Origin of the sequence: Parapedobacter sp., from assembly GCF_035556095.1 — a bacterium.
GTDB lineage: Bacteria > Bacteroidota > Bacteroidia > Sphingobacteriales > Sphingobacteriaceae > Parapedobacter.
This window is the reverse complement of record NZ_DATMFT010000026.1, coordinates 99,002-124,004: the sequence shown is the minus strand read 5'-3', so window position 1 is coordinate 124,004 and position 25,003 is coordinate 99,002. Positions and strand designations below refer to the sequence as shown.

The 25,003-nt window shown below is 50.4% G+C and carries 6 protein-coding genes; 5 read left to right on the top strand and 1 reads right to left on the bottom strand.

The genetic code is table 11. The features are described 5' to 3' along the window. Positions 1 to 109: 109 nt before the first annotated feature. A complete protein-coding gene (locus VNQ80_RS17245) occupies positions 110 to 7,999 on the top strand; it encodes a SpvB/TcaC N-terminal domain-containing protein (protein ID WP_325640953.1) in 7,890 nt (2,629 codons plus the stop codon). A gap of 33 nt (positions 8,000 to 8,032) precedes the next feature. Continuing rightward, a complete protein-coding gene (locus tag VNQ80_RS17240; protein ID WP_325640951.1) occupies positions 8,033 to 16,822 on the top strand; it encodes a neuraminidase-like domain-containing protein in 8,790 nt (2,929 codons plus the stop codon). Positions 16,823 to 16,981: 159 nt separating this feature from the next. On the opposite strand, the gene VNQ80_RS17235 is transcribed toward VNQ80_RS17240, so the two are convergent. Beyond that, the gene (locus VNQ80_RS17235; RefSeq protein ID WP_325640949.1) at positions 16,982 to 18,598 is read right to left on the bottom strand and encodes a beta-N-acetylhexosaminidase; all 1,617 of its coding nucleotides are present in this window, start codon (positions 18,596 to 18,598) and stop codon (positions 16,982 to 16,984) included. Between the two features lie 242 nt (positions 18,599 to 18,840). Between VNQ80_RS17235 and VNQ80_RS17230 the strand changes: the two genes are divergently transcribed. The 3 genes from VNQ80_RS17230 (at position 18,841) to VNQ80_RS17220 (ending at position 24,995) form a co-directional block, all read left to right on the top strand. Then, complete coding sequence (locus VNQ80_RS17230; protein ID WP_325640947.1) at positions 18,841 to 19,866, top strand: LacI family DNA-binding transcriptional regulator; 1,026 nt, start codon at positions 18,841 to 18,843, stop codon at positions 19,864 to 19,866. 158 nt (positions 19,867 to 20,024) lie between these two features. Continuing rightward, entirely contained in the window at positions 20,025 to 23,162 is a 3,138-nt protein-coding gene (locus tag VNQ80_RS17225) for a TonB-dependent receptor (protein ID WP_325640945.1), read from the top strand. 18 nt (positions 23,163 to 23,180) lie between these two features. After that, positions 23,181 to 24,995 carry a RagB/SusD family nutrient uptake outer membrane protein gene (locus VNQ80_RS17220; RefSeq protein ID WP_325640943.1) on the top strand — a complete coding sequence of 605 codons (1,815 nt, stop codon included), beginning with the start codon at positions 23,181 to 23,183 and terminating at the stop codon, positions 24,993 to 24,995. Positions 24,996 to 25,003 lie beyond the last annotated feature (8 nt).

The window sequence follows — 25,003 nt, the reverse complement described above, 5'->3', positions numbered from 1 at the left end:
GTAGCCTCCCCGGTAACGGTCAGTGTGTAAGTAAAATACACCAATTTAGGTATTGGTTGCTCGTCTGACAATGCTCAATTTAGCCTTTGCAATAAACCCATGATAGATTATGGATTTCAAAAAGATAAATATCCAGGACCTCCAGCTGAAACATCAACTTGATGTGAACCCGGCGAACGGTGGGGTAACCGGAAGCGTGGAGATTCCATTACCCACGGGAAGAGCTGATTTCGGCCCAAGCCTGGGCTTAGCTTATAGCTCCTCGTCCCGGAATTCCGCATTCGGGATCGGTTGGTCGCTTTCGGGTATTCCCTTCATCGCGATTGATACCAAAAAAGGACTTCCGAAATACGATGGGACAGACAGCTATGCCTTCGGTGGCGGCACTTCACTGGTTCCGGCATTGATACAGGCGGGCACCGAATGGATACAAAAAACAGCAGAAACACCCGAATACTGGATTTATGACTATCGCCAAACAGTGGAGGAAGGGTTTACACGGTTTGAAAAATGGGTCAAAAAAGATAACCATGCCATACACTGGCGTACGGTAGCGGGTGATGGTGTCGTTTCGGTATACGGTGTGCAGTATGGAAGGATAACCAACCCCGAAAAAGACGAACAGGTTTTTAGGTGGCTGCTGGAAGAACAGTACGATAACCGCGGCAATGCCGTGTGGTACAAATACAAGGGCGAAAATGCAGATAACGTCGATGCGCAAATGCCATCGGAATACCATCGGGTGAAAAAGGGAAGTGTAGCCGGTTTCGTCCAAAAATATCCCGAGCGGATTGTTTATGGCAACTCCATTCCGCTGCTGCCGGGTAAGCCGGCCCCCCCGGCCAACAAGTGGCTTTTTGAGGTGGTATTTGATTACGGTGAATATGCCCCGCGGCCTTATGAGACCACCGCACCTGCACAGAAATGGGCAATCCGGCGCGATCCCTTTTCGATGTACCATCCCGGATTTGAAATCCGCACATATCGGCTATGCAGGCGTATATTGAGTTATCACAACATTCCCGAATTATCCGCAAAGCCTTCCCTCACCGGTGTTTTTGAGATAGACTACAACGAAAGCCCGCTGGGCACGACCATACAACAACTGGCATTCATGGGGGTGAAGCGCGACCTGACGCAGGGTACATATACGGAAAAAGCACTTCCGCCCCTCCGATTCACCTATACAGCACCCAAACCGGAGACATCGTTCAGCCCGTGTGCGGTGGAAAGCAATAGCAACGTGCCGCAGGGATTTAATGGTACGGAAACGCGGTTTGCTGACCTGTTTGGAGAGGGGCTGCCCGGCATTTTGACCGAAACGGCCAACAATTGGTACTACAAGCGGAATAGGGGCAATGGATTTTTTGATAAGCAAGAAACCGTCATCGCTAAACCATCGCAACGCATGGGAACCTACGCCCTGGGCGACTTCGACCAAGACGGTAACCTGAATCTGTTTACCCTGCAGGGCAGAACCGCAGGCTATTACGAATATGATACCCACAAAGAAGCGTGGACAGGCTTTACGCCCTTCAGGAATATTCCACAGGTGAGCAACGCCAAGTTCATGGATGTAAATGCGGATGGATTTGCAGACCTTATCGTTGAAACCGAAGATAAACTCACTTGCTATCCGTTTGATGGGAAAGAAGGGTTTGGTAAGCCATTTGAATTTGCAAAACCGCTTTCCAATGGGGCTGCCTATGCACCTACATTGGGAAATAACCTGCCATTGGATTATTTCATGGCAGACATGACGGGCGACGGCCTTCCGGATCAAGTACGGATTAAGAACGGACGGGCGGAATATTTCCCTAACCTGGGCAATGGACGCTTCGGTAAGTCGGTTTTGATGGAAGACGCGCCCGTAATCGATTTTGACAGCGGGTTTGACGCGAGTAGAATACGTTTTTTCGACCTGGATGGTAGCGGTACTGCCGACTTGATCTACCTGGGACGCGGTGAGATCAGGTATTGGTACAACGCATCGGGGAATGGCTTTGTTGAAGGGGGGCGGATAACCGGGTTACCTTATATCGATTTGCTGAGCAGTGCACAGATTTTGGATTTGCTCGGCGATGGTACGCCGTGCCTCGTCTGGTCAAACTCGTTATGCTATGCTGCTGGTTCAGCCATGCAGTACCTTAAATTGACCGGTGGGGAAAAGCCGCGGTTAATGATGCAGCTGGACAACGGCATGGGATGCCTTACGCAGATCAACTACGGGTTTTCAGGCGCACATTACCTCGAATCGCAACGGAAGGGTAAGCCCTGGATATCCAAAATCCCGTCTCATTTTACGGTGGCGAATCAGCGGATCATCATCGATACTATTGCCAATAGCCGGATAGCCACCACTTACCATTATTACGATGGACATTACAATGGCAACGAACGGCATTTCGTTTGTTTTGGCCGCGTGGAACAATACGATGTGGAGACCCAGGAGACCGATGTATCCGTCCATAATACCGATTACACACAGCCATCATGCACCAAAACATGGCTGCACCCGGGCTTGTTTGGCTGGGATGCGAGGAAAACATACCAATACTACCGTAAAGACGGTAACCAACCGTCGTTGCCGCCGCCGTTTTTTGAACACAATGGCGCACAATCGGAAAATGACTTCATCAAGGGGTACAGCAGCCTGGCTGGTAAGTTGATGCGGCAAGAAGTATACGGCGTAAAGCCGGACGGCGAATTGGAAGAGCATCCATATACCGTTACCCAAACGAACTATGCGATTCGAACCATCCAACCGACTGCCGCAAAGCACCATGGTAGTTGCTATACCTACCGGACCGAAGTACTGGAAATAACGTACGACCGCGCTCCCGACGATCCCAAGGTAACCCATCACCTGTCATTGGAAGTTGACGAATTCGGGAATATGACAAAGCAAATGAGCGTTGCCTATGCACGGAGAAACACTGCACCCGGCATACACCAGCTGCAAGCAAAGGACTACATTACCGTAGACCTCCGTCAATTCCTGAAAATAAATACCCCCGACGCGTATCGAACGGGAATCCTATACGAATCGAAAAGCTATGAAGTGAATCCTATCGCACGAAACCCCCACGAGCTATTGAAATGGGGTGATGCTGCCGTTTTGGGTGCCACGGCCCGGCAGATCGGGTGGAGCAGGACTTACTTCTGGAACGATGCACAGACGGCGGTTTTGCCGCTTGGGCAAACAGGTGACGTGGCACTGGCCCATCACGACGAAATCGCTTGTTTTGATGATGGATTAATCGACGACGCATTCAGTGGAAAAGTGACTCCTGCGATGTTATCCCAGGCGGATGAAGGCAATTACATTCAAAAAGACGGGTACTGGTGGCAACGCACGGCAATAAACCATTTCAATGATCAATCCGGATTTTATTCTGTTGACAAAGTAGAAAAACAGCCGGGAATTTTCACAACCTATCAGTACGATAGCTATTTCTTGGCCATTGTTGAAACCACAGACCCGCTGGGGAATGAAACCAAAGGGGCGATGGATTACAACCTCATTGAACCCTGCCGCCTCACCGATGCAAACGATAATGTATCTGAGGTTTTGTATGATGCATTAGGTGTTCCAGTCGTGGCAACTTACCAGGGTACGGTTCTTTACAACGGGACGGACGAGCGGTATGGCCATGCAGCGATTAGTGACTATAGCCCGCGCAGTGATGAATCGTTTGACCACATCATTGCCCATCCGGAATTGTATTTGCAAAACACGTCCACATTCCTATACTACGATCTGCATAGCATTCCGTTGCGGAGCATACGCCTTACAAATGAAAACTTATTGCATGACGGCAAAGGCAATGTAAACCTCACACCCATTATACAAATCGACTTGGATTACCAGGACGGTTTTGGCCGTATCATACAAAATAAGCGAAAAGTGGAACCGGGGCCTGCGATTGAACGGAAACCGGACGGTACCGTTGATACCGATGCGGGCGGTGAACCCCTGTTGGCACACGCCACAGACCGCTGGTTGGTGGGTGGCCATGTGGTTTACAACAACAAACAACTGCCTGTACGGCAGTTTGAGCCATTTCACTCGGGTACGCACGTGTTTGAAGACGATACCCTGTTGGAAAGCTATGGCGTATCCATACATCAATATTACGATGCGGTAGGGAGGATGTACCGAACCGACTTCCCCGATGCCACGTTCTCAGAAACGTTGTTTACACCTTGGGAAGTGAAATCTTTCGATCAGAATGACACGATCGAAAGGTCTATGTACAAAGTGTTCAAGGAAGTACAGCCCGTAGGCACGCCCGAGCGAATGGCACTGGATAAAAGCCTCGCGCATAAGGAAACACCTGCCACTATACAATTCGATCCGTTGGGCAGGGACATCGTACGCACAGCAACCAACAACGACGGTACGGTGAGGGCGATTGAAACCATATTTGACATCAAGGGAAACCCCACACAAATTACGGATGCCCGTGGATTAGAAGCTTTTGTGTACAAGAGGGACATGCTGGGGCGTGTGATTTACGAAAGCAGTATGGATGCCGGTGAACGGTGGAGTTTCCATAATAATAACGACCAAACCATCCACCTTTGGGACGGCCGCGGTGTACACCAACGTACCCGCTACGATGCGCTGGATCGCGTAACGCAGGTGCGTGTGGACGGTGCGCTGGGTCTCAACCACACCACGGAGCGATTTGTCTACGGGGAAGACAGCCCGGTTGCCCAGGCAAAACGGAAGAATCTTAGGGGGTGCCTGGTGATCCACTACGACCAGGCGGGGGTGCAGGAGTTGAAGCTAGCGGCTCCCGGAATGCTGCCATTGCATACCGAGCGCAGGTTGCTCAGCCAGTTTACCAGTGAGCCGGATTGGGTAAATCCGGCGGCTGTTGGCCTATCGACCGATGTGTTTACCTCCAGGTACGAGTACGACGGCTTGGGCCGCCCAATTGAACAGCAATTGCCCGATCAGACGACGAGAAGGTATGTGTTTAATCAAGGCGGCACGCTCCAGAAAATACACCTGTCTACCGTAGACGGTGTACTGAGCAACGTGGAAATACTCAAAAGTGCCAGCTACGATGCCAAAGGCATGAGGCAGCAGGTGCTGCTTGGAAACGATGTGGGAATTGCCTATACCTACGATACGGAAACGTTCCGGATGAAGCGGTTACGAGCCAGCAGAACGGGCGCAACGCCACGTACCTACCAGGATATCCATTACACCTACGACCCGATGGGCAACCTCGTCCACTTGGTGGATGAGGCCCAGCAGGCTGCGGCCGCAAGCCCGCGCGTAATGGAGGGGCTGAACGTATCGGCCCATTCCGAATTTGAATACGACGCCTTGTACCAACTCATTTCGGCTACTGGCAGGGTACACCAGGGATTGTTGCAGAACGACTACGCCGACCGAAGCGGCCAAGCAGGCGTTCCGGCCGATTGGGGGAAGGGAACCCGGCATATTACGCTCAACAACGGGGCGGCCGTTGAACGGTATACCCGCATGTACGCTTATGACGAGGCCGGTAATATTAAATCGATAAAACATACCGGGGTATCCCAGAACTGGACCAGGCAAATCTGGACTTCTGCCAGTTCAAACCGGTCACTGCCGTTGCTCGATTTGAATGGCGTTTCCGTTTCCAATCCCGAGAGCCGCTTTGACGCCGCTGGCAACTGCACACACATGCCCCACTTGCGGAGCTTGGAATGGAATTATAGAAATAACATAGCCAAAGCGGTCATTATAGACCGATCCGCCCAAGGCAAGCCTAACGACGAAGAATATTATGTGTATGGCGGTGACGGTATGCGGGTGCGCAAAATCAGCCAGCGCGTGGTTGATGTGGCCAACGGCACGGTTGAACTTACAGAGAAAATATACCTCGATGGTTGTGAAATAAAACGCATGGTCCGTGGCGGAACAGAAATACTGAAACGCTTTACGTCAACCATCGCCGTTGGTGACCATACCATTGCACGCATGCATGCATGGGAAAAAGACACCCAGGCACGGGAAACCGACGATGTAACCCAAAAGAAAATCCATTACCAGCTGGCAAACCATCTCGGTTCTTCCGCATTGGAACTGGATGAAAACGGCGATGTGATTACCTATGAAGAATATTTCCCCTACGGTGGCACGTCCTTTATAGCCGGCAGAAACAAGCGAGACATCGACTTGAAAGCGTACCGCTACTCCGGCAAGGAACGGGACGACGTTACCGGCCTGTATTATTTCGGCTACCGATATTATGCCCACTGGATGGGCGGCTGGATTAATCCCGATCCTATCGGCCCCGAAGATTCGGAAAACTTATATCTCTACGTGCATAATAACCCCGTAAACGTGGTGGACCCGAACGGATTGCAGAGTACCGACCACAACGAACTTATACGCCAGGTTTTTGCGCGGGTTAATCTGTCGGCAACGGGTCAAGAAGCCAACGAATATGGAGGCATCACCGAATTTTTTTCAGGGTCCGTGCTCGAACCTAGTTTATCGGGTGTATTCCAAACGGATGTCAGATTAGGGGTTATCCGGGATGAGTTTGGCGAAATCATAGGCGCCAGTGTAGACACGAATCAATATGAACGGACTGATTTGGAGGCGATTTATAACATCGAATACGGCAGTTATGGAATTCGACCCCGAACTACACCGCTGATCATTGTTGAAGAAGAACCGGTAGCGCCCAGCAGGCCTGCGCCAACCAGGCGTTCATCCCCGAGGCCCGCTCGGCCTACAGCGGAAAGATCGCCGGAGCCCGCTCCGGATACTGTAGCACCTGAAGCTGAAAGGGAAGAGACACCACCGCCCGCAACACCAGAAGTTGCGGCACCGGAAACGGCACCCGGGGAACCGGAAGAGCGAACGGCCCCGATAAATGTAGCCGAACCCGCAAGAACAGTCGTACAGGAAAGCGCACGCCCCACGGCGGGATCTGTAAACCAAATCGCTAGGCAACGGGCTGGTATTCCCAGACAATTTACGCCCGGAGAGCCCCTTCAGGGTCCTTATAATCTTTGGTCTAATGAGCCCGGTGGCGGATTGGCCGATGCGGCACGGCGACCGGGATATATTATGGAAGATACGGTTTTGGAAGATGTCGCGGAAGCCACGGCCAGAAGGTTGGGCTATTCTTCAGGGGTAGATCCGGTTACGGGGCAACCGTATGATGCGCGGTACAATCCCGATTTGAATTGGAGGAGTTCGCGCTTCAACCAGGCTCATTTTGACGATATCTGGCATCCGACCTCCGATTCCTTGGCGATCCGGGCTGGTACGTCAATGACACCTGTCACCTCGAACGGCCTAGAACCCTCGAGAACCCCTGCGCACCCGAACCCCGAAGGGACAGTGCAGATGTCGAGGGAAATCCCAAGGATTCAATTGGCCGGGGGACTAATGGGCCAGTTTGCAAAAGTGTCAGGTATACTTACCATCGTGGTTTCTAGCGATATTGAAAATCCTTACGTAAGAACAATCGGAATGACGGCTGGAGCGACGGAATTCGTTGGCGGGTCGGCATACCTGCTTGGTGCTGCCGACTTGGGAGGTGGGTATTTTGGTGCAACGGGTGCTTCAAGGTTAATGAGTTTCGGCAGTGGCGCAGTTAGGGTGGGCGGAGGTGTCGGCATGGTGGTTCTCTCGGGTTATTCGGCCGCTGTTCATTTTGAACAGGGCGAATATGGTGTCTTGGTTGGCGATGCGGCGGGTGTCGGCCTGGGTACCATGGTGCTTACCAATACGGCTTCGGGACCCGCTGTGGCCCTCACAGGCACGGCAATGGTTGCAAACTACGCAGGTGATTATGTGGAGTCGCGGGTTACACCGGAGTACGGAAGAGGGGCTGGAATCGCGGCTGGAACAGCAACCGGTTTGGGTGTAGGGGCGGTTGTAGGCGGTGGACTGGTTGCCTTTGGATTAGTGTCAAACCCGGTTGGATGGGGCATACTTGCCGTTGGTGGGATAGCCGGCTTAATCGGAGCGATTTGGTAAAAAAATAAGTTTAAAGAAATTAATAAAACAATCATGAACAAGCAAGAGCTTCTCCAACTGGAACAACTGGCCACCCTTACGCCGGGTGCTATCCAAAAACAGCATAAGGCCTTATTCGGTAAATTAAGCGAGGCGGCAAGCCTTAAGCTAAAAAATAATGTGGAAGAAAAGCTGAAAGACGCGCCGGCCGAAATAAAGGCCGGATTGAAGCGCGTGGAATTTTCAGCGGCGAAATTAGGTGTGCTGGACGTGAAATCGGCGTTGTCTAAAGCGGTATTAACAGACAAGTTACCGGCCGCGAAAAGGAAGGAACTGGAAACTGCCGTCTCCGGGATGCCCAATCTGGGCAACATCGATAACGTGTTGCTGGCAGACGTGCCCGTGTTCCTCAACCCGTTGTTTCAGCAAGACCTGCAGAAAGCCAAATTATACCGGCTGAATGCCATAACCGGCATTGCTGATGCCAAAACGGAAAAGCTATTCAGTAGTGAAATCCGGCTGGATAACCTCGAAAACGAACAGATTGAAAGCCTGGTGAGCGCAAAAACCATTACGCGGGCGGAAGGGGATAAGCTGGAATTGGCCGCAGGCTTGTACCAGCTTGTGGATGGCAGCTTCGCGCTGGCAGCGGAAATAGATAAACAGGCCAAACCGACGGCCTTGTCTGATTTGGTGAAGATAGATAAGGCCGAATGGAAGACGTGGTTGGAAGCGTCCAAAACAGACCTGGGCGAGGGGGTCACCTCCGATGACTATGCCGAATTCCTAACCAAAAAAATAGCGCATCTCTACCCCGAGGCATCACTGCTCCATGATACGGCCCGCGTTGTTCCCGACGAGCTGCAGAAAAATATCAAGGGCCTTGAGCCACTTGCTAAGAAAAATGCGACCCTATTCGGTGTGCATGCCTTTGATGAACTGGATACGACGGGGTTGACCACCAAACAGGTCGACACCCTAAAGAAGCAGTATGAAGAAATAGACGTCCTCGTGAAAACCAATCCCGGCTTGCAACTGGGCGCCGTGTTGAACGACAACGCAATCAAACCAGCCGACAAGGGCAAGGTTATTACCGATCGGGTGGGGCTCATTGAACGATTCCAAAAACAAAATGAGGACGTGCACTTCCTTTCACTGGAGTACAAACACGATAGCGAAGATTTGAAACTCCTCAATCTGAATGGGTTTTCTGCTGCCGAAAAAACGATGGTGCTCAGCAATGTGAAAGCCCAGCAACGTATCTATTCCTTTACCCAAGATGTGGCCGATACCCAGAAAATCATGGCGGCGGGTTACCATGCGGCTTTTCATATAACAGCCGTAACGCTGGACGATTTTGTCAAAACAACCAAACTCGACAGGGCCGTGGCTACCCGGTATTATGAGCAGGCCCATATGGCCATTATCCGTACAACGGGCGTAATGGGCTCCATCCTGGATATGCTCACGGGTAGCTTCGACTGGACCAAAGTTGGCAACCTGGGCACATCCATCAAAGATTACCTGCGGGACATTCCGGGCTACCAGGACTTGTTCGGTGAACTGGCGTTCTGCGATTGCAGCGACTGCCAGTCCATCTACTCGCCAGCTGCCTATTTCGTCGATCTGATGCAGTTTGTAGACCGTTATGTGATTACCAAGCACTTTACCGGAACAAATGCGAGCCACGTGCTCAATATCAAAACCCGGCGACCCGATTTATGGACGCTCGAATTGAGTTGTGAAAATACCACGGCATTGGTTCCCTACCTGGACATCATCAATGAGATACTCGAAGCATACATTGCGCAGAAGAAAGGATACACCGGTAACCTGAATGACCGGGCGGCCGTAGAAACGTGGGTCTATAAAAATGAAATGGCGCTGGAGAAACCGGGTGCATGGAAAAATGGGGTGTATGCCTTCAAGCAGCCCTTCCATTTGCCGCTGGAAGCCGTACAAACCTATCTGGGCCATTTTGAAAAAACCAGGGAAGATATTGGCCGCCTCGTGCAACGGCCGCAATCGGAAATTGCACAAGCTCGGTTCAATCTTTCAGATAAGGTGTATCAACTGATTACTTCGGCCGACGCAACCCCCGAATTTATCAAGCGTGTATACGGCTTGAATTTTACCCTTTCCGGTGGGAAAATATCGCCTTTCAATGCGCAGGATCTGTTGAAGCCGACCGGGTTGAACCGGAAAGAGCTGGGCGTAATCTTGAAAATCGGTTACGTGACGGACAATGGTACCGATAACATCGTGATCCAAAGCGAAAAGAAAAACGCCGATAGTATACAGAACGATATCGAAAGGGTAAAGAACCTCACCTATGCCAGTCTGGACCGCCTGCACCGCTTCATCCGGCTATGGCGGAAGACCGGCGTCACCATCGCTGAGTTGGATGGGCTGATCGGGATGGCCAAGGACATGGGGGTGGGAACCGACTTAACGCCCGATGTAATCACGGCGCTGGGGCAATGGCTGCGTATAAAAGCAGAATTGGGCCTCACGGTTGACGAACTCGCGGGAATCATCCACCTCCTGCCTGCTCCATACTTCGACCGTTTGTTTAACCACCTCGATGTGGTAGCGGAAGATGGCACGTATCCGAAACCTTCCATCAAGCTCATTCACCCCGCGCTGGCCATAGACCAGTCATCCACGGATGCGGTGTTCTCCGCGTTCAGGCTATCAGTGGCCTTGAACCGCTCGGACGACGAGGTGCTGACATTGATCCGGCACCTGGCCGTGCCGTTGGGCATAACCGCCCTGGATGCTACTACAGAAAGTGAGCGGGGTTTTCTGCTTACAGCAGCGAACTTGTCGTTGCTATACCGCCACAGCATACTCGCCGAACGGTTGAAACTCACCGTGAACGATCTGTTTGGGCTGATGGCACTTTCATCTGTGTTTACAGCGGGGTACCTGGAGCATGCCGACCAGGTGGATAACCTGCTGGCACTGCACCAGTGGTGGAAAACCTCCGGATACTCACTGGATGATCTGCATTTCATCCTGAAAACCGGAAACGTAGTGGATGCCGCCAGCTATTTGTCGTCAGCGGATACCGCGAAGGAAATCCTTCAACAGCTAACCGAAGCAAATCAATTGGTTTTTGCCGATACGGTTTTCGCCTATGTGGATGGCGTCACCGAAGCGCAGTCGAGGGAAATCATCAACAGCAATACGACAATCATAGAACGGTCGCCAGACGGGACGAGCTACCGTCTGAAAGCGGATTTCAACCCGGCTGACGCCATTACGGTACCGGCGGGGATTGCCGTTGCGGAGCCGGACTTGAGAAACGTACTGCTCCCGTACCATGCGGCACACTTGATCCCATTCCACCTGTCGGGCAGGCTAAGCCTCGCTGAGCCCACCGTGCGGGCAATCGTAGCGGTGATAGGATATGACCTTGACAATGATGCGTTGACCCTTGAACTGCAAAACAATACCGACCCTTCCGTGGCATTGAAAGGGCTGATCGACAGCCTGCTCCCGTTAAGCGTGTTATTCAAGGGCAAGAAGAAGTTCACAGCCGATGCCATATCATTCATCGCTGCTAATCCGGCGTTGTTTGGCATAACGGATATGGAATCACTGACGCTCCAAAGCATACGTCGTATCCATTCGTATGCATCCTTTATAAAAGTGGAGGAAGATGGCAGTAGCAATACAGCCGATCTGAATACCTTACTCCTTGACTTCTCGGCAGCCAACCAATTCCAGGATGCCGACCAAGACCTGTTAGCCCACCTGCTGGCAACGAAGGAAGAACTGCTCACCGGCATCCATCCCCTCGCAGGGGGCTTTACCGATGCGATTGCTGCACTGGCGTTCTACCGCGACTGTACGGCGGTATGCGGCTACATCGGTATTGGCGGCGGCACGCTGGCGAAAATTGTAGCGACCGATTACGACACATTAAATGAAGCCATGTTAGAGATCCTTGCCGCTTTTCGCAGCAAATATCCCGATGAAGCGGAGCGGAAGGGGAAATTGGAAGACTACCAGGATGCACTCCGCGGAAAGAAAAGGTCGGCCCTTACCACTTACCTCATCCATTCGGGTTTTCCGCAGTTTGAGGATACGAACGATCTGTACCATTATTTCCTGATCGACACCGAACTGGAAGGTTGTTCGAGGACATCCCGGCTGGTGGCCGCGACCATGAGTCTGCAACTTTACATCCACCGCATCTTATTGAACCTGGAGCAGGATGCCCAGGAACCCGGTACGTCGGGCCGGATCCATGTGCGGCCCAACGATATTCCCGCCGATGAGTGGGAATGGCGCAGAAATTACCGGGTGTGGGAGGCTAATCGTAAAGTATTTCTCTATCCGGAAAATTATATCGAGCCGGACCTGCGGGATGATAAAACGCCACTGTTCAAGGAACTCGAGTCGGACCTCTTGCAAAAGGAGATCAATGCCGATAACGTATTGGATGCCTATGGCCGTTACCTACGTGGGTTTGACGAAGTGGCACATGTAAAGATAGCGGGCTCATACCATGAAAAAGATGGTGGGTCGGCTACGGACGTGCTGCATTTATTCGGCGTAACAGCCGATGAACCGCCCGTATATTACTACCGGCGGGTGGAAAACCTCTACTACGCTGAACAACGGGATGACCGCGGCGTGGTGTGGGAACCCTGGCAGAAAATCAATGTGCAGATACCCGTGCGGAAAGTGGCACCGATCACTTACAACGGCAGGCTACACGTATTCTGGACACGGATAACGACCTTGGGCAATACGGTATTTGATAACAACCGGTCGATCTTTACCGGCTACAGCCACAAGGTATCCATTGAGTTTACGACACTCAAACTGGATGGAACATGGACCCCACCACAGAAGCTTGATTTGAGGGATTGCTACCCGTTTGAAGGAAACGGGGTGATCCAAGACCCGTTGGCCGACCGCTATGAAGTAGATGACTTCACGGGGTCGCTGCACGACGCGCTTCGGTCGTTTCCGTTCTTTGACTGGTCCGACTTAAACGATGCCGTGCGCAAACTGAAAACGCCCCGGTACGCGTTGTCGCCACACTACGAGCCCGTGGACGAATATACATTGAAGGGTTTTTTATGGGATCAGGTCTATCCGTACGTAGATTCGACGGGCCGGTTGATATTGACCGGGGCAGGCTTCCAGATGCGGGCTGCCATCGACTTCTACAACCTCAATGTGCAGAATAATGGTGCCCAGATGAGCGATTTCACAAACGATCCGGTCAGGGAATCGTGGTATTTTGTAAAAAACAAAACCGCTAAGCTCATCACCCGGTCGGGCAATTCGCTGTACCGGGCATCGGCTCCCGGCACGCAAGTGTTTGACACGTATGCGTATGGCAGCTTGATCACCAATACGACCAAGTCAGACACGCTGCTTAACCGGCTTTGGCGGCAGGATACGCTAAATTACTCGTTTGACAACATCCGCCAGAATGCGGTTGCAACCCTTCGGAGCGGGAGCCAGATACAGATCGTAAACGGTGCATTCAGCGACGCGATCATTGATGCGAATGGTGATCTGTTGCTTCTGCAGGGCACGCCCGCCGAAGGAAATGGCTTCATCTTAAAACGCATAGGTACCACGCTGAGCGAAACATTGACGCGGACGTTGTTTACAAGCGGCGTGGATACGGCCCTCGATATTGCCACGCAGAAAGCCTTGAAAGAGCTGAGTGCGCCGATAAGCCTGCCGAGCGGCTCGGGCGTGGTCAATAAAGTGATCAGCAATAAGATAGACTGGAAGGGTGCTTATGGGACTTATTATCGGGAGATTTTCATGCACATCCCCTTCTTGCTGGCCAACCACCTGAACAGCCAGGGCAAGTATGCGGATGCGCAGAAATGGTATCACTATATTTTTAATCCCGGGTCTACCGAGGTGGTGACGTACCCTGCGGGTGCAACGGCAGCGCTAAAGCGTAAAATGGAGCTCGATAGGAACTGGCAGTACTTGGAATTCAGGGAAATAGACGTGCAGACGTTCCGGGATCAGCTCAATGACAAAGCAGCGATCGAAGCGTATAAGAAGGATCCGTTCAACCCGCACGCCATTGCCCGCCTCCGTATGAGTGCTTACCAGAAGAGTATCGTGATGAAATACATCGATAACCTGTTGGATTGGGGCGACCAACTGTTTACCCAAGACACCATGGAATCGGTCAATGAAGCGACGCTCCTGTATGTTATGGCGAAGGAAATCCTGGGCGACCGGCCGGCCCAGATCGGCGACTGCGGTGAGGGGAAAGTTTCACCGAAAAACTACGCCACCATCCAACCGCTACTGAATAAGGGCAGTGAGTTTTTAGCCGAACTGGAGAGCTATACGATTGTGCGGACACCGGCCAAATCAATTGCCGTTGGCGCAAAAGCGACGAAAACGAAGGCCGCATTCGCATCGGCCACGCATAAGGTCCTTGCCCGGTATGCTGATTCGAAATCGGCTTCGCTGAAGACCATGTCATACGATGTGTCGGCCAGCGAATACAAGGACCTGCAGGGGCTGCGGGAGAAACTGCTGCCGGAGGTGACCGTGAAGCCGGTAGACGATGCGTTTACAGGCGCTTTCGCCAAAGGTGTGGGCAGAACGCTGGATTGGAAAAAGGAATCCATCTACGTAAAAGGTAAATTCCGGATCCCGTCATTTGGTTTCAGCATCATACGTCACGTGTCGCCGGTGTTCTGCGTTCCCGGAAACAAAGATTTGCTGGCTTACTACGACCGCGTGGACGACCGTCTTTTCAAAATCCGCAATTGTATGAACATACTCGGGCAGCGGCGGCAACTGGCGCTGTTTGCACCTGAAATCGATCCCCGGTTATTGGTTCGTGCAAAAGCAGCTGGGCTCTCGTTAGACGATATACTTCAGGCAACAGCAGGTAATCTGCCGCCCTATCGCTTTACCTATATTTTAGAACGGGCAAAAGCATTCACCTCCGTGGTGCAGGGTTTTGGATCATCCTTGCTAGGCGCCATGGAGCGCCGAGACGGGGAGGAGCTGTCGCTGCTTCGTGCCACACAACAGCAGAACATACTGGAGCTATCGGCAAAAAGCCGCGAACTCGAGATCAAGACGGCCGAAGAAGGCATCAAGGTATTGAACGACCGGCTGGAGGCGTTGAACTATCAAATTGGGTATTACGAAGGGCTGATTGCGGAACGGACGAGCGGATGGGAAATCGCGCAACAAGTGGGTGTCCATACCTCGTCTATCATCAATGGCATTGCTATTCCGCTATGGAACCTGAATGGGGTATTTGGCCTCATTCCACAGATCGGTTCGCCATTTGCCATGAAGTATGGCGGGCAAGAGCTGAGCGAGAGTGTGAAAGGATTTGCGGAGGGGATACGGAGTACAGCCCTTTTTGCGGATAAGCTGGCAGCGTCATCTGGGCTTGAGGCCGGATTCGACCGCAGGTCGGCAGGGTGGAACCACCAGAAAAAGCTGCTGGTGTACGAAAAGACCCAAACGGAAAAAAATCTGGTTGCCGCCGAAATAAAAAGGGATATCCTAATTGAAGCGCGGCAAAACCACCAGAAGCAAATCGAACAAAACCAGGAAGTGCTGGATTTCTATGGAGAGAAATTCTCCAACCTGGGGCTGCACACCTGGCTGTCTACGACCATGCAACGGGTGTATAAAGAAGCCTACAACAATGCGTTGGCGATTGCTCGCTTGGCCGAGCAGGCTTACCGGTATGAGCGTGACGACAACACCTTCTTTATCGATGGTTCTTATTTTGAATCGACGAAAGGTGGCTTGCTGGCCGGAGAACAGCTGCTGATGGCGCTGCACGCCATGGAACGCAGGTACTTGGAAACCAATTACCGTAAAAATGAAATCGACCAGGCTTTTTCGCTTACGCAGCTTGACCCAGCCGCGCTGTTAACACTTAAACAAACCGGTACCTGTGCGTTCAGTATTCCGGAAGTGTACTTTGACCTGTTTTACCCCGGCCAGTATAGAAGGAAAATACAATCGGTACGGCTGACCATCCCATGTATCACCGGACCATACACCAATGTCGGGGCGACGCTCTCGTTGACTTCAAGTCTGGTACGGATGGAGGCTAAACTGGGCAATGCGGAGTTGAAAGATGTGCCAAAATCGCGTACGACCGTGATTGCTACCAGTACGGCACAGCAAGATGCCGGTGTGTTTCAGCTTAATTTCAGGGACGACAGGTACATGCCATTTGAAGGCGCCGGAGCCATCAGCTCATGGAAACTTGACCTGCCAAAATCATTCAGACAGTTTGATTACCAGACCATCAACGATGTCATTATCCATATCAACTATACGGCAGAATACGATGAGCTTTTCCGGGATAAGGTAGAGGAACAAAACGATACCATAGAAGGTACGTTGACCCAAATCCTCAAGGACAATCCGATGTCGCGGTCGATCAGCCTCAGGCAAGAGTTTTCGACGGATTTTCACCGGCTCACTGTGCAACCGACCGATACAGAGGTGCTGTTGCAAATCGCGCAAAAGCACTTCCCCTTGTTCCTGAATGGGAAGCCGCTCAAGGTGACTAAATCCAAGTTGATTCTGGTGACGCCCGAAGGGCAAACGGTAAATGGTGTCAGCATCAGCCTCAATGGTGTCGATCAAACTGGATTTACGCGGGATGCCGCTTTAGGGAACCTGTATGCAAAAGACCTTGGTAATTTGCTGAACGCCGGCGTCATCAAAGACCATGTGGTTAAAGTGAAAGCATCTGGTGACCTCGCGCCGACGCCACCGCCGACAGGACCGGTAGCGGCGTTTGACACGGACAAACTGCTGGATATTGTGCTGTACGTGGCGTATCAAATCGCCTAACAGCGAAGGGCTGCTGCGCGATACGGATCATGTCGGATCCGGTCGCGCATGCTTTCCTTGTTGGTCGCCTTGGCCGGTCGTGCCAAGTCAATAGATGAAAATATACATATTTATGATCGGGCAATTCGTTGTCGATTAGGTCAGCTCGTATTTCATACCTTAATATTCTTGATAGCTGATATTTCTTTCGTCCCAGCCTTGCTTTAACAGCGCTAGGGCGGAACCAAATCTAGCGAAATCTTTATGCATGGGCTTTGTCCATCCGACCTCAGCATATGCGGCAATCCTAGGAAAGATTTGCCGATGCAGTTTTTCGATGGATTCTATTGTACACACGCTTCCGCCCCACATTTGACAACTCAATCCAATGATTTTGGACTGATCTTTTAATGGCAAATCCGACGGAACTGGTTCAAATTCATACGCTTTTTCAAGAGGGATGGCCTCGTATGTATAATCCAGGTAAGTAAATAAGTGATGCGCATTCACAATATCGTGCCCTTTCTTGGCCGTTTCCGCGATAAGCGCTGGATCTCCTTTCCAAAAATGCACGATGGTACTCTTGGCCAGCTCGTCATTTAGTTTAAAGTCATTGGTTGAGGTGTTTTCATAATGATGAAGGTTTTGCCCCATAATATCATTCCAGCCCATCATTCTAATGCCTTTATTTAAAAGATAGTTGGACATTTTATTGGTAAACCACAGTTGTAAAGCAGCCGGTGAAGCTAGATTTTTCTCTTTCATAAACGAAAGCACCGCGCTTGATTCCTTCCATTGAGAAAAATTGACTTCATCACCACCGATATGAATAACTTCAGCATTAAACAAGCTAGCCACTTCGTCCAATACATCGTGTAAGAAAGTAATTGTCCGTGTGTCAGTCACGTCAAAAATATCCGGATAAATGCTAGTTACTTTGACTGGCTTTTCATGAACGGGTATTGACGCCTTCTCCTTAGTAACACCTAAATAGGGATAGGTGGCGATGGCAGCGCTGGCATGGCCGGGCATTTCGATTTCAGGAATGATGGTTATATAGCGTTCGCTAGCATATTGTACAATTTCTCTGACTTCCGCTTGTGTATAGTAGCCCTTTTTCAATTGGGCATTAGCCGACAAGCTTATGTCATCGGATAAGGTAAGCGGCGAATTGATGTGGACGAGCTCCGGATATTTCATAATCTGGATCCGCCAACCTTGGTCGTCTGTTAAATGCCATTGGAGTCGATTTATTTTTAAAGCAGCCAATTCGTCAATCAATTGTTTGACGACGTCCTTACCGTGGAATGTACGCGCCTCATCTAACACCATCGCTCTCCATGTAAATCGTGGTGAATCTTCAATTGAGACAAAGGGAAGGTTTAATTCGTTGCCATCTTTAGTTGTATTGGCAATCAGTTGACTTAGGGTTTGGATACCATAGAAGAGGCCTGGATTTGCTCCGGCCTCGATAACTATGCCCTGGTTATTAATATTCAAGGAATAGGCTTCTGGGTTTTTACATAACGTGCTATTAATTTTCAAAAGAAGGTCTGATGCGGAAGCCGATCCGCTTTTTACATTCAGTTCCAACTTTTCCAACAGAGAAACCAGGTGCGCAGTTTCATTCTTGGCTTCGCCTTCTACAGCATAGGTCACCGTACCCGCAAGTCTAAAACTTCCCTTTTCAACCCGAACTTTATCAGGATAGGGAATCATCGTAATGGTGTTTTCTTGCCCTTGGGCATAAGCACTGGAAAAAAGTGCGAGGTATAGTAACACGCATCTAACCATCATATCGTTATCGTTTAATTTTTCATTTTATATCAGCCAGCTTTCCCATTAACGTCTCCTGTGCGGCCAACCATATTTTACTATGCATATGTATGCAAATTGGTTATAGAATGCGTTAAAGATAAACGGACATTTTTATTTTTACAACCTTAAAATCAATTTACTGAAGGAAATAGAGTAGGTAGAGGAAATTTCTAAAAAATTTGTTTTTCTCAATTCAGGTATATATTTTTGTATTCGAATTCATGAGTAAATCTAATATAACAAAAAAGCATTACACATCGCACGATGTGGCCGAGCTAGCGGGGGTATCGCAAGCGACGGTTTCGCGCGTCTTCGCCGGCAACACGAAGGTTTCGGAAAAAAAGCGGAACCAGATCATGGAGGCGGCGCGGAAATTGAATTATCGGCCCAACGCCCATGCTAGGAGTCTGATTACTCGACGGAGTATGTTGATTGGCATCGTTATGCGTACGATACGTAACCCTTTTTATTCGGCCGTACTCGAAATCTTCCATAACCGTTTCTCTGCCCTGGGTTACCATTTGATTTTTATCAATTCGGAAAACGAGCACATCGAGGAGAGTGAAATCCACAAACTTTTGGAGTACAACGTAGCGGGAGTGATCATCTCCGATGCCTTGCTTACGCAAGATGCTGAGGAAAGATTCCGCGAAAATGGCATTGCCGTAGTGATATTCAACCGGTATGCGGACAACTCAGCTAACAGTGTTGTTTTATGCGACAATTATCTGTCGGCAAAGCAAATAGCGACCTATTTGCTCAAAACGGGACATCGCCATTTCGCGTATATATCTGGACCGCCACACACCTCGATTTCCCAAGATCGGCTACGTGGGTTTAGGGAAGTGCTCGACGAAAATGGCGTGAGCAAGCTGCATCTTGAAGCTGGCGACTATACCTACGATAGCGGGTTTCAGCTTGCCCAGGAATTGATGATGAACAACAAGGATATTGATTGCATTTTCGGTGGGAACGATATCATCGCGCTGGGTGTGATGGATGCAATCAGAAACCTGGGGTTTGACGTGCCGCATGATGTATCGGTCATTGGGTTTGATAATATCCGGATGAGCAATTGGACGTCGTATAACCTCACCACGTGGGAACAACCGCTGGAGGGGATGGTCGATAATACGGTGGCTATCCTGCTTGAAGAGATCAACGGGAAGATAGGTAAGCCGAAGAAACTGGTTATGAAGGGGCGGCTTGTGATTAGAAATACGGTAAGAAACAGAAATGCAGGTTAATTTTTTATGTTTATTATGAATACGTATTCTTTTTTCGACGAAGGTCCCTTTTTTTTGAGGTAATTGAATACGTATTCAAATGATGATAGATTGTGTAGGGAAAGTCTGTAAAATTCGGAAAGAACCCAAGTTTTTAACTAACTAATAATTTAACCATTATGATTGTTTTTCTTAAATGCAGTGAAGCACGACCCATTGTCGGTAAGCGATTGTTGCTGACGATTTGGTTTGGTTGCGTGGCCACATTGGCATTTGCCGGAATGGGCCATGATGTGGGTACGCCCGCAAAGAATCAGCAGGAGCCTTTTATCGTGCGGGGCATCGTGTCCGATGAATCGGGAGAGTTGTTGGTCGATGCATCCGTGCAGGTGCTGCCGGCTAAAAGAGAGGTGAAGACAGGCTTAGACGGCAGGTTCCTTATCGAAGCCGATAGCGAGCGGGATTCTTTGATCGTCAGTTATGTAGGCTATACGACAAAAAGACTCGTTATCGGCAAAGAACGGGAGTTCAACGTCCGGCTGGAAATTGATGAAGAAGGGCAAAAGTTGAACGAGGTCGTGGTAGTGGGTTTCGGTACCCAGAAAAAGACGACCATGGTGGGGGCTGTTTCATCCGTATCGGTTGGAGAGATCCGCAAATTTTCAACGCCTTCACTAAGTAATACCATTGGCGGAAAGATTGCAGGGGTCATCACCCGGCAGTCGTCGGGCGAACCGGGTTATGATGCGGCGAGTGTATATATACGCGGGATCGCATCGATCAGTGGGGGGCGGAATCCATTGGTCATTGTGGATGGTGTAGAACGGGAACTTCAAAACTATTGGAACACCATAAATATCGAGGAAATAGCCGATTTTACAGTACTCAAGGATGCCACCGCAACTGCTGTGTATGGAAACAGGGGAGCTAACGGTGTAATCGTAATCACAACCAAGCGGGGCAGTGTCGGTAAGCCGAAAGTGACTTTCCGATCGGAGTTTGCCACGGCAACGCCGTTGCGCGTGCCCAACGTTATCAACGCGTATGAATATGCTTCGCTCCATAACGAGGCATTGGCGAATGTTGGCGAGGCACCGCGGTATACTACTGAGGAAATCAATAAGTTTAGAGACGGTTCGGATCCCTATATTTACCCCAACGTTGATTGGTATGATGTGGTGCTGAAAGAGACCACCAAACAAAGTATAAACAACCTGGGCGTCTCGGGCGGGACCGAATACATAAAATACTATGTAAACCTAGGCTATACCCTCCAAGAGGGTATTTACAACGAGAGCTCGCTGAATGATTATAATACAAACGCATTGTTGAACCGGTACCAATTCAGGTCCAATGTCGACATGAAGCTGGCTTCCAACTTTGATATGAACCTGGGGTTATCGGGTATCGTTTCGGGTACCAATTACCCAGGGGTGGGTACGGGATCGGCCTTCGCCATCATGGAACTGGTAACGCCGTTGATGTACCCGCTCACAAATCCCGACGGCTCGGCGCCGGGAGCCATCGGTGTGGATGGTGCCATCAATCCCTATACGCTGCTCACGCAGATGGGGTATACGAAGCAGTTCTATAACACCATTGTCAGTAATTTGAATTTTAGGTGGGATCTATCGTCCGTACTTCCGGGGCTGGCGGTTAAAGGGTTGGTGGCTTATGATGTGGTCGATATCACACAGAATTTCAGATCGAAGTCGCCCGAAACGTATTACTACACACGTGACAGTGAAACGGGTGAGGATATCTATACGCTGGTCAGCTCGGAGTCGGCCTTGGGCTATGGTTTGGCAAACGAGAACTATAAAACGGTATATGGCGATCTAAGCATTACCTACGATCAAACATTTGGCCAGCATAGCGTATCGGCACTTCTTCTTGGCAACAAGCGGGAATTTATAAACGTCAACGCGGGAAGCTCGCTTGCCAACCTTCCCGAAAGGAGGCAGGGGTTGGTGGGCCGGTTTACCTACAACTATGGCGCGAAGTATCTCCTCGAACTAAATGCGGGCTACAACGGATCCGAAAATTTCCCCAAAGGAAAGCAATACGGGCTTTTCCCCTCGATAGGGGCCGGTTGGGTGGTTTCGAACGAGGACTTTTGGAATGCAAACGTAGTTAACATGCTTAAACTTAGAGGCTCGTATGGTTTGGTGGGCAACGACCAGATCGGTGGCGGCAGGTTCTTGTTCCTGTCTTCCTACAACAAATCGGCAGCTGGCTACGTGTATGGCCTTAACCAAAACAACAGCATTGGCGGCAAAAGTGAAGGAAGTATTGGAAACCAAGACGTGACCTGGGAAAAGGCGTACAAGACGAATGTTGGCGCCGATATCGAACTGTTTAATGCCGCGGTAAGTTTTCAAGGGGATTATTTCTATGAACTGCGGAAAGACCAACTGCTAAGGCGCTCATCCGTTCCGTGGTACTCCGGTTACCCTACCGGTGTGATCCCTTACGGCAACATTGGCGTTACCTCCAACTGGGGTTTTGAAGGTAGCCTTCAAGTGAGGAACACCACCTCATCGGGTTTCTTCTATTCGCTGTTGGCTAACTTCACGTTTACCAAGAATAAAGTCATTGAGAATGATGTTCCCTATATTTTTGAGCATCACAACCCGAGAGGCCGTGCGATAGGAGCCGCATCCGGCTACCTCGCCCAGGGTTTCTTCCGTGATGAGGAAGATATCGCGAACAGTCCGTCACAGTCGATTTTCGGGACCTACGGGCCAGGGGATATTAAGTATGTAGACCTTAATGGAAACGAGCGTATAGACCTCGAAGACATCACCTACTTCGGCGAGTACGGCCCCGAACCACTGGTGATGTACGGTTTCGGCACCACGCTGGCTTGGAAAGGGTTTGATGCATCGCTGTTTTTCACGGGGGCCGCAAACCGGGACTTCTTTTACGGGTCGGGATGGCCGATGAGGCCCTTCTTTACGGCCGTGGGGAAATATAACGTGCTACGAGAATACTATGATAACCGTTGGGTACCGGGAGAAGACAATGCGGATGCAGTCTACCCGGCCATTCGTGCGGCAAGCGAGAACAATTATACGAATTCGAGCCTGTGGCGGAAAAACGGGAACTATCTCCGGATAAAGAACGCCGAAGTGGGGTATTCGTTTGATTCGCATTTAACCGCCAAGATTGGTATCACTAACCTGCGGCTTTTCGTTCAGGGAACGAACCTGTATACGTGGGACCACATCAAGGCAATCGATCCCGAGTCTAATTACGGCACGGGCGGCCACCCCATCACCCGGAATGTCAATTTCGGCATTAACGTTATTTTTTAACCCTTTATTTCCGGTATTATGAAAAAGTTTAAATATATAGCCATACCCTTGATGACTGTCCTTTTCATCATGCAATCCTGCATAAAGGATTTTCTAGACAAAACGCCAGACGAGGATCTTACACCTGAACAGGTTTTTACCAACCCTAGCTTTACAAGGGAGTTTTTGGCGAATATCTACGCGAATCTGCCCAATGAAGCGATGATGGTAGATAACGACGGCGTGGTCAACCCGTTCAATGGAGCGGCAGATGAAATGGAAATTACGCACGAGCCGTTCTTTTCGAATATGATGAATGCGGGTAACTGGAGCTCGAACACGTATACGACCAGTGGTTGGAGCCCTTATTATCAGGCGATCAGGAACTGCAATATCTTTCTGGAATATATCCATATGCTGCAGCCCAACGAGTTCTTTCCAGCAAATATGATCAACCAGTGGAAAGGAGAAGTGTATTTCCTAAGGGCGTTTTATCACTTCCTATTGGTTCGGATTTATGGCCCGATCCCGATCTTTGACCGGACTATCGGGTTAAATGAAGATTTCAAATTGCTCAAGCGGATGCCTCTTGACCAATGCGTACAGTTCATCGTTGACGACTGCGATCGGGCAGCTGATATACTGCCACCGCGAATTGTACAGCAAAACGAGTTGGGAAGGCCTTCGAAAGTCGCCGCGCTCGCACTCAAGGGAAGGGCGTTGCTTTACATGGCGAGCCCGTTTTGGAATGGCAATCCGGATTATGCGGACTTCAAAGACCGTGATGGCGTCCAGTTGTTTCCGGATTTTTCTGCTGCACGTTGGGAAGCGGCGGCAGCAGCTGCCAAGGCGTGCATTGATGCCGCCGAGGCTGCCGGTCACCGGCTCCATCGTTCGGCATCCAATGATCCCATAGCAAACTACCAGGAGACATTCTACGTGAATTTCAATGACGAGGTGTTCTTTACCCGGAATAACCCGTCTTATATCCACTTAGATACCTATAGCGAACCGTGGGGGATTCCAGGTGCCTTTTTCCCCCACCAAGGTGTAACGCAGGAACAGGTTGATACTTATCATATGGCCAATGGGGAAATACCAATAACAGGATATCAGGCCGATATGACCCCGATTATCAATCCGGCTTCGGGATACAGCGAAACTGGAAATGATACGGAAGAAACGGCAATGTACGTTGCTGGAACGCGCACCATGTATGTAGACCGGGAACCCAGGTTCTATGCCAGCGTCACGTTTACCGGGGCAAAGTATAAGATGATAACCGAGGGACTGAAGTTTTGGTTTGGTGGGCCTAATGGCCGTCAGCCCGGGCAAGGGGCCTTTACGAGGACCGGCTACCTAATGAAGAAATTAACACACCCGGATTATGATATGGCAACACGGAGCGGGCCGGCAAGAACGTGGATATTTTTGAGGCTTGGCGAGCAGTACCTCAATTATGCGGAGGCATTGAACGAGGCCTCCGGACCGGTAAGCGATGTGTATACCTACGTGAATTTCATCCGGGAGCGCGCGGGTATACCAGCGTTGCCAGGGGGGCTGACCAAAGACCAGATGCGCGAACGCATCCGGCGCGAACGCCGGATAGAACTGGCTTTTGAGACGCATCGGTATTTCGACTGCATCCGATGGAAAATTGCTGAAGAGGTCAATGATGGGCCTATCCATGGCATCGATATCAGTACGCCCGGATACACGATGGATAGTGATGGTTTTTACCGGCGTACGGTGGTTGAATCGCGGCTATTTGAACAAAAACATAACCTTTGGCCGATACCTTTCATCGAGACGGAGAAAAACGTTAATTTGATTCAAAATCCGGGCTGGGATTAAGGTGTAAA

Bases quoted from the DNA above. Each gene is read 5' to 3' on its own strand.
- VNQ80_RS17235 (WP_325640949.1), bottom strand. From the start codon at position 18,598: ATGATGGTTAGATGCGTGTTACTATACCTCGCACTTTTTTCCAGTGCT.
- VNQ80_RS17225 (WP_325640945.1), top strand. From the start codon at position 20,025: ATGATTGTTTTTCTTAAATGCAGTGAAGCACGACCCATTGTCGGTAAG.
- VNQ80_RS17240 (WP_325640951.1), top strand. From the start codon at position 8,033: ATGAACAAGCAAGAGCTTCTCCAACTGGAACAACTGGCCACCCTTACG.
- VNQ80_RS17230 (WP_325640947.1), top strand. From the start codon at position 18,841: ATGAGTAAATCTAATATAACAAAAAAGCATTACACATCGCACGATGTG.
- VNQ80_RS17245 (WP_325640953.1), top strand. From the start codon at position 110: ATGGATTTCAAAAAGATAAATATCCAGGACCTCCAGCTGAAACATCAA.
- VNQ80_RS17220 (WP_325640943.1), top strand. From the start codon at position 23,181: ATGAAAAAGTTTAAATATATAGCCATACCCTTGATGACTGTCCTTTTC.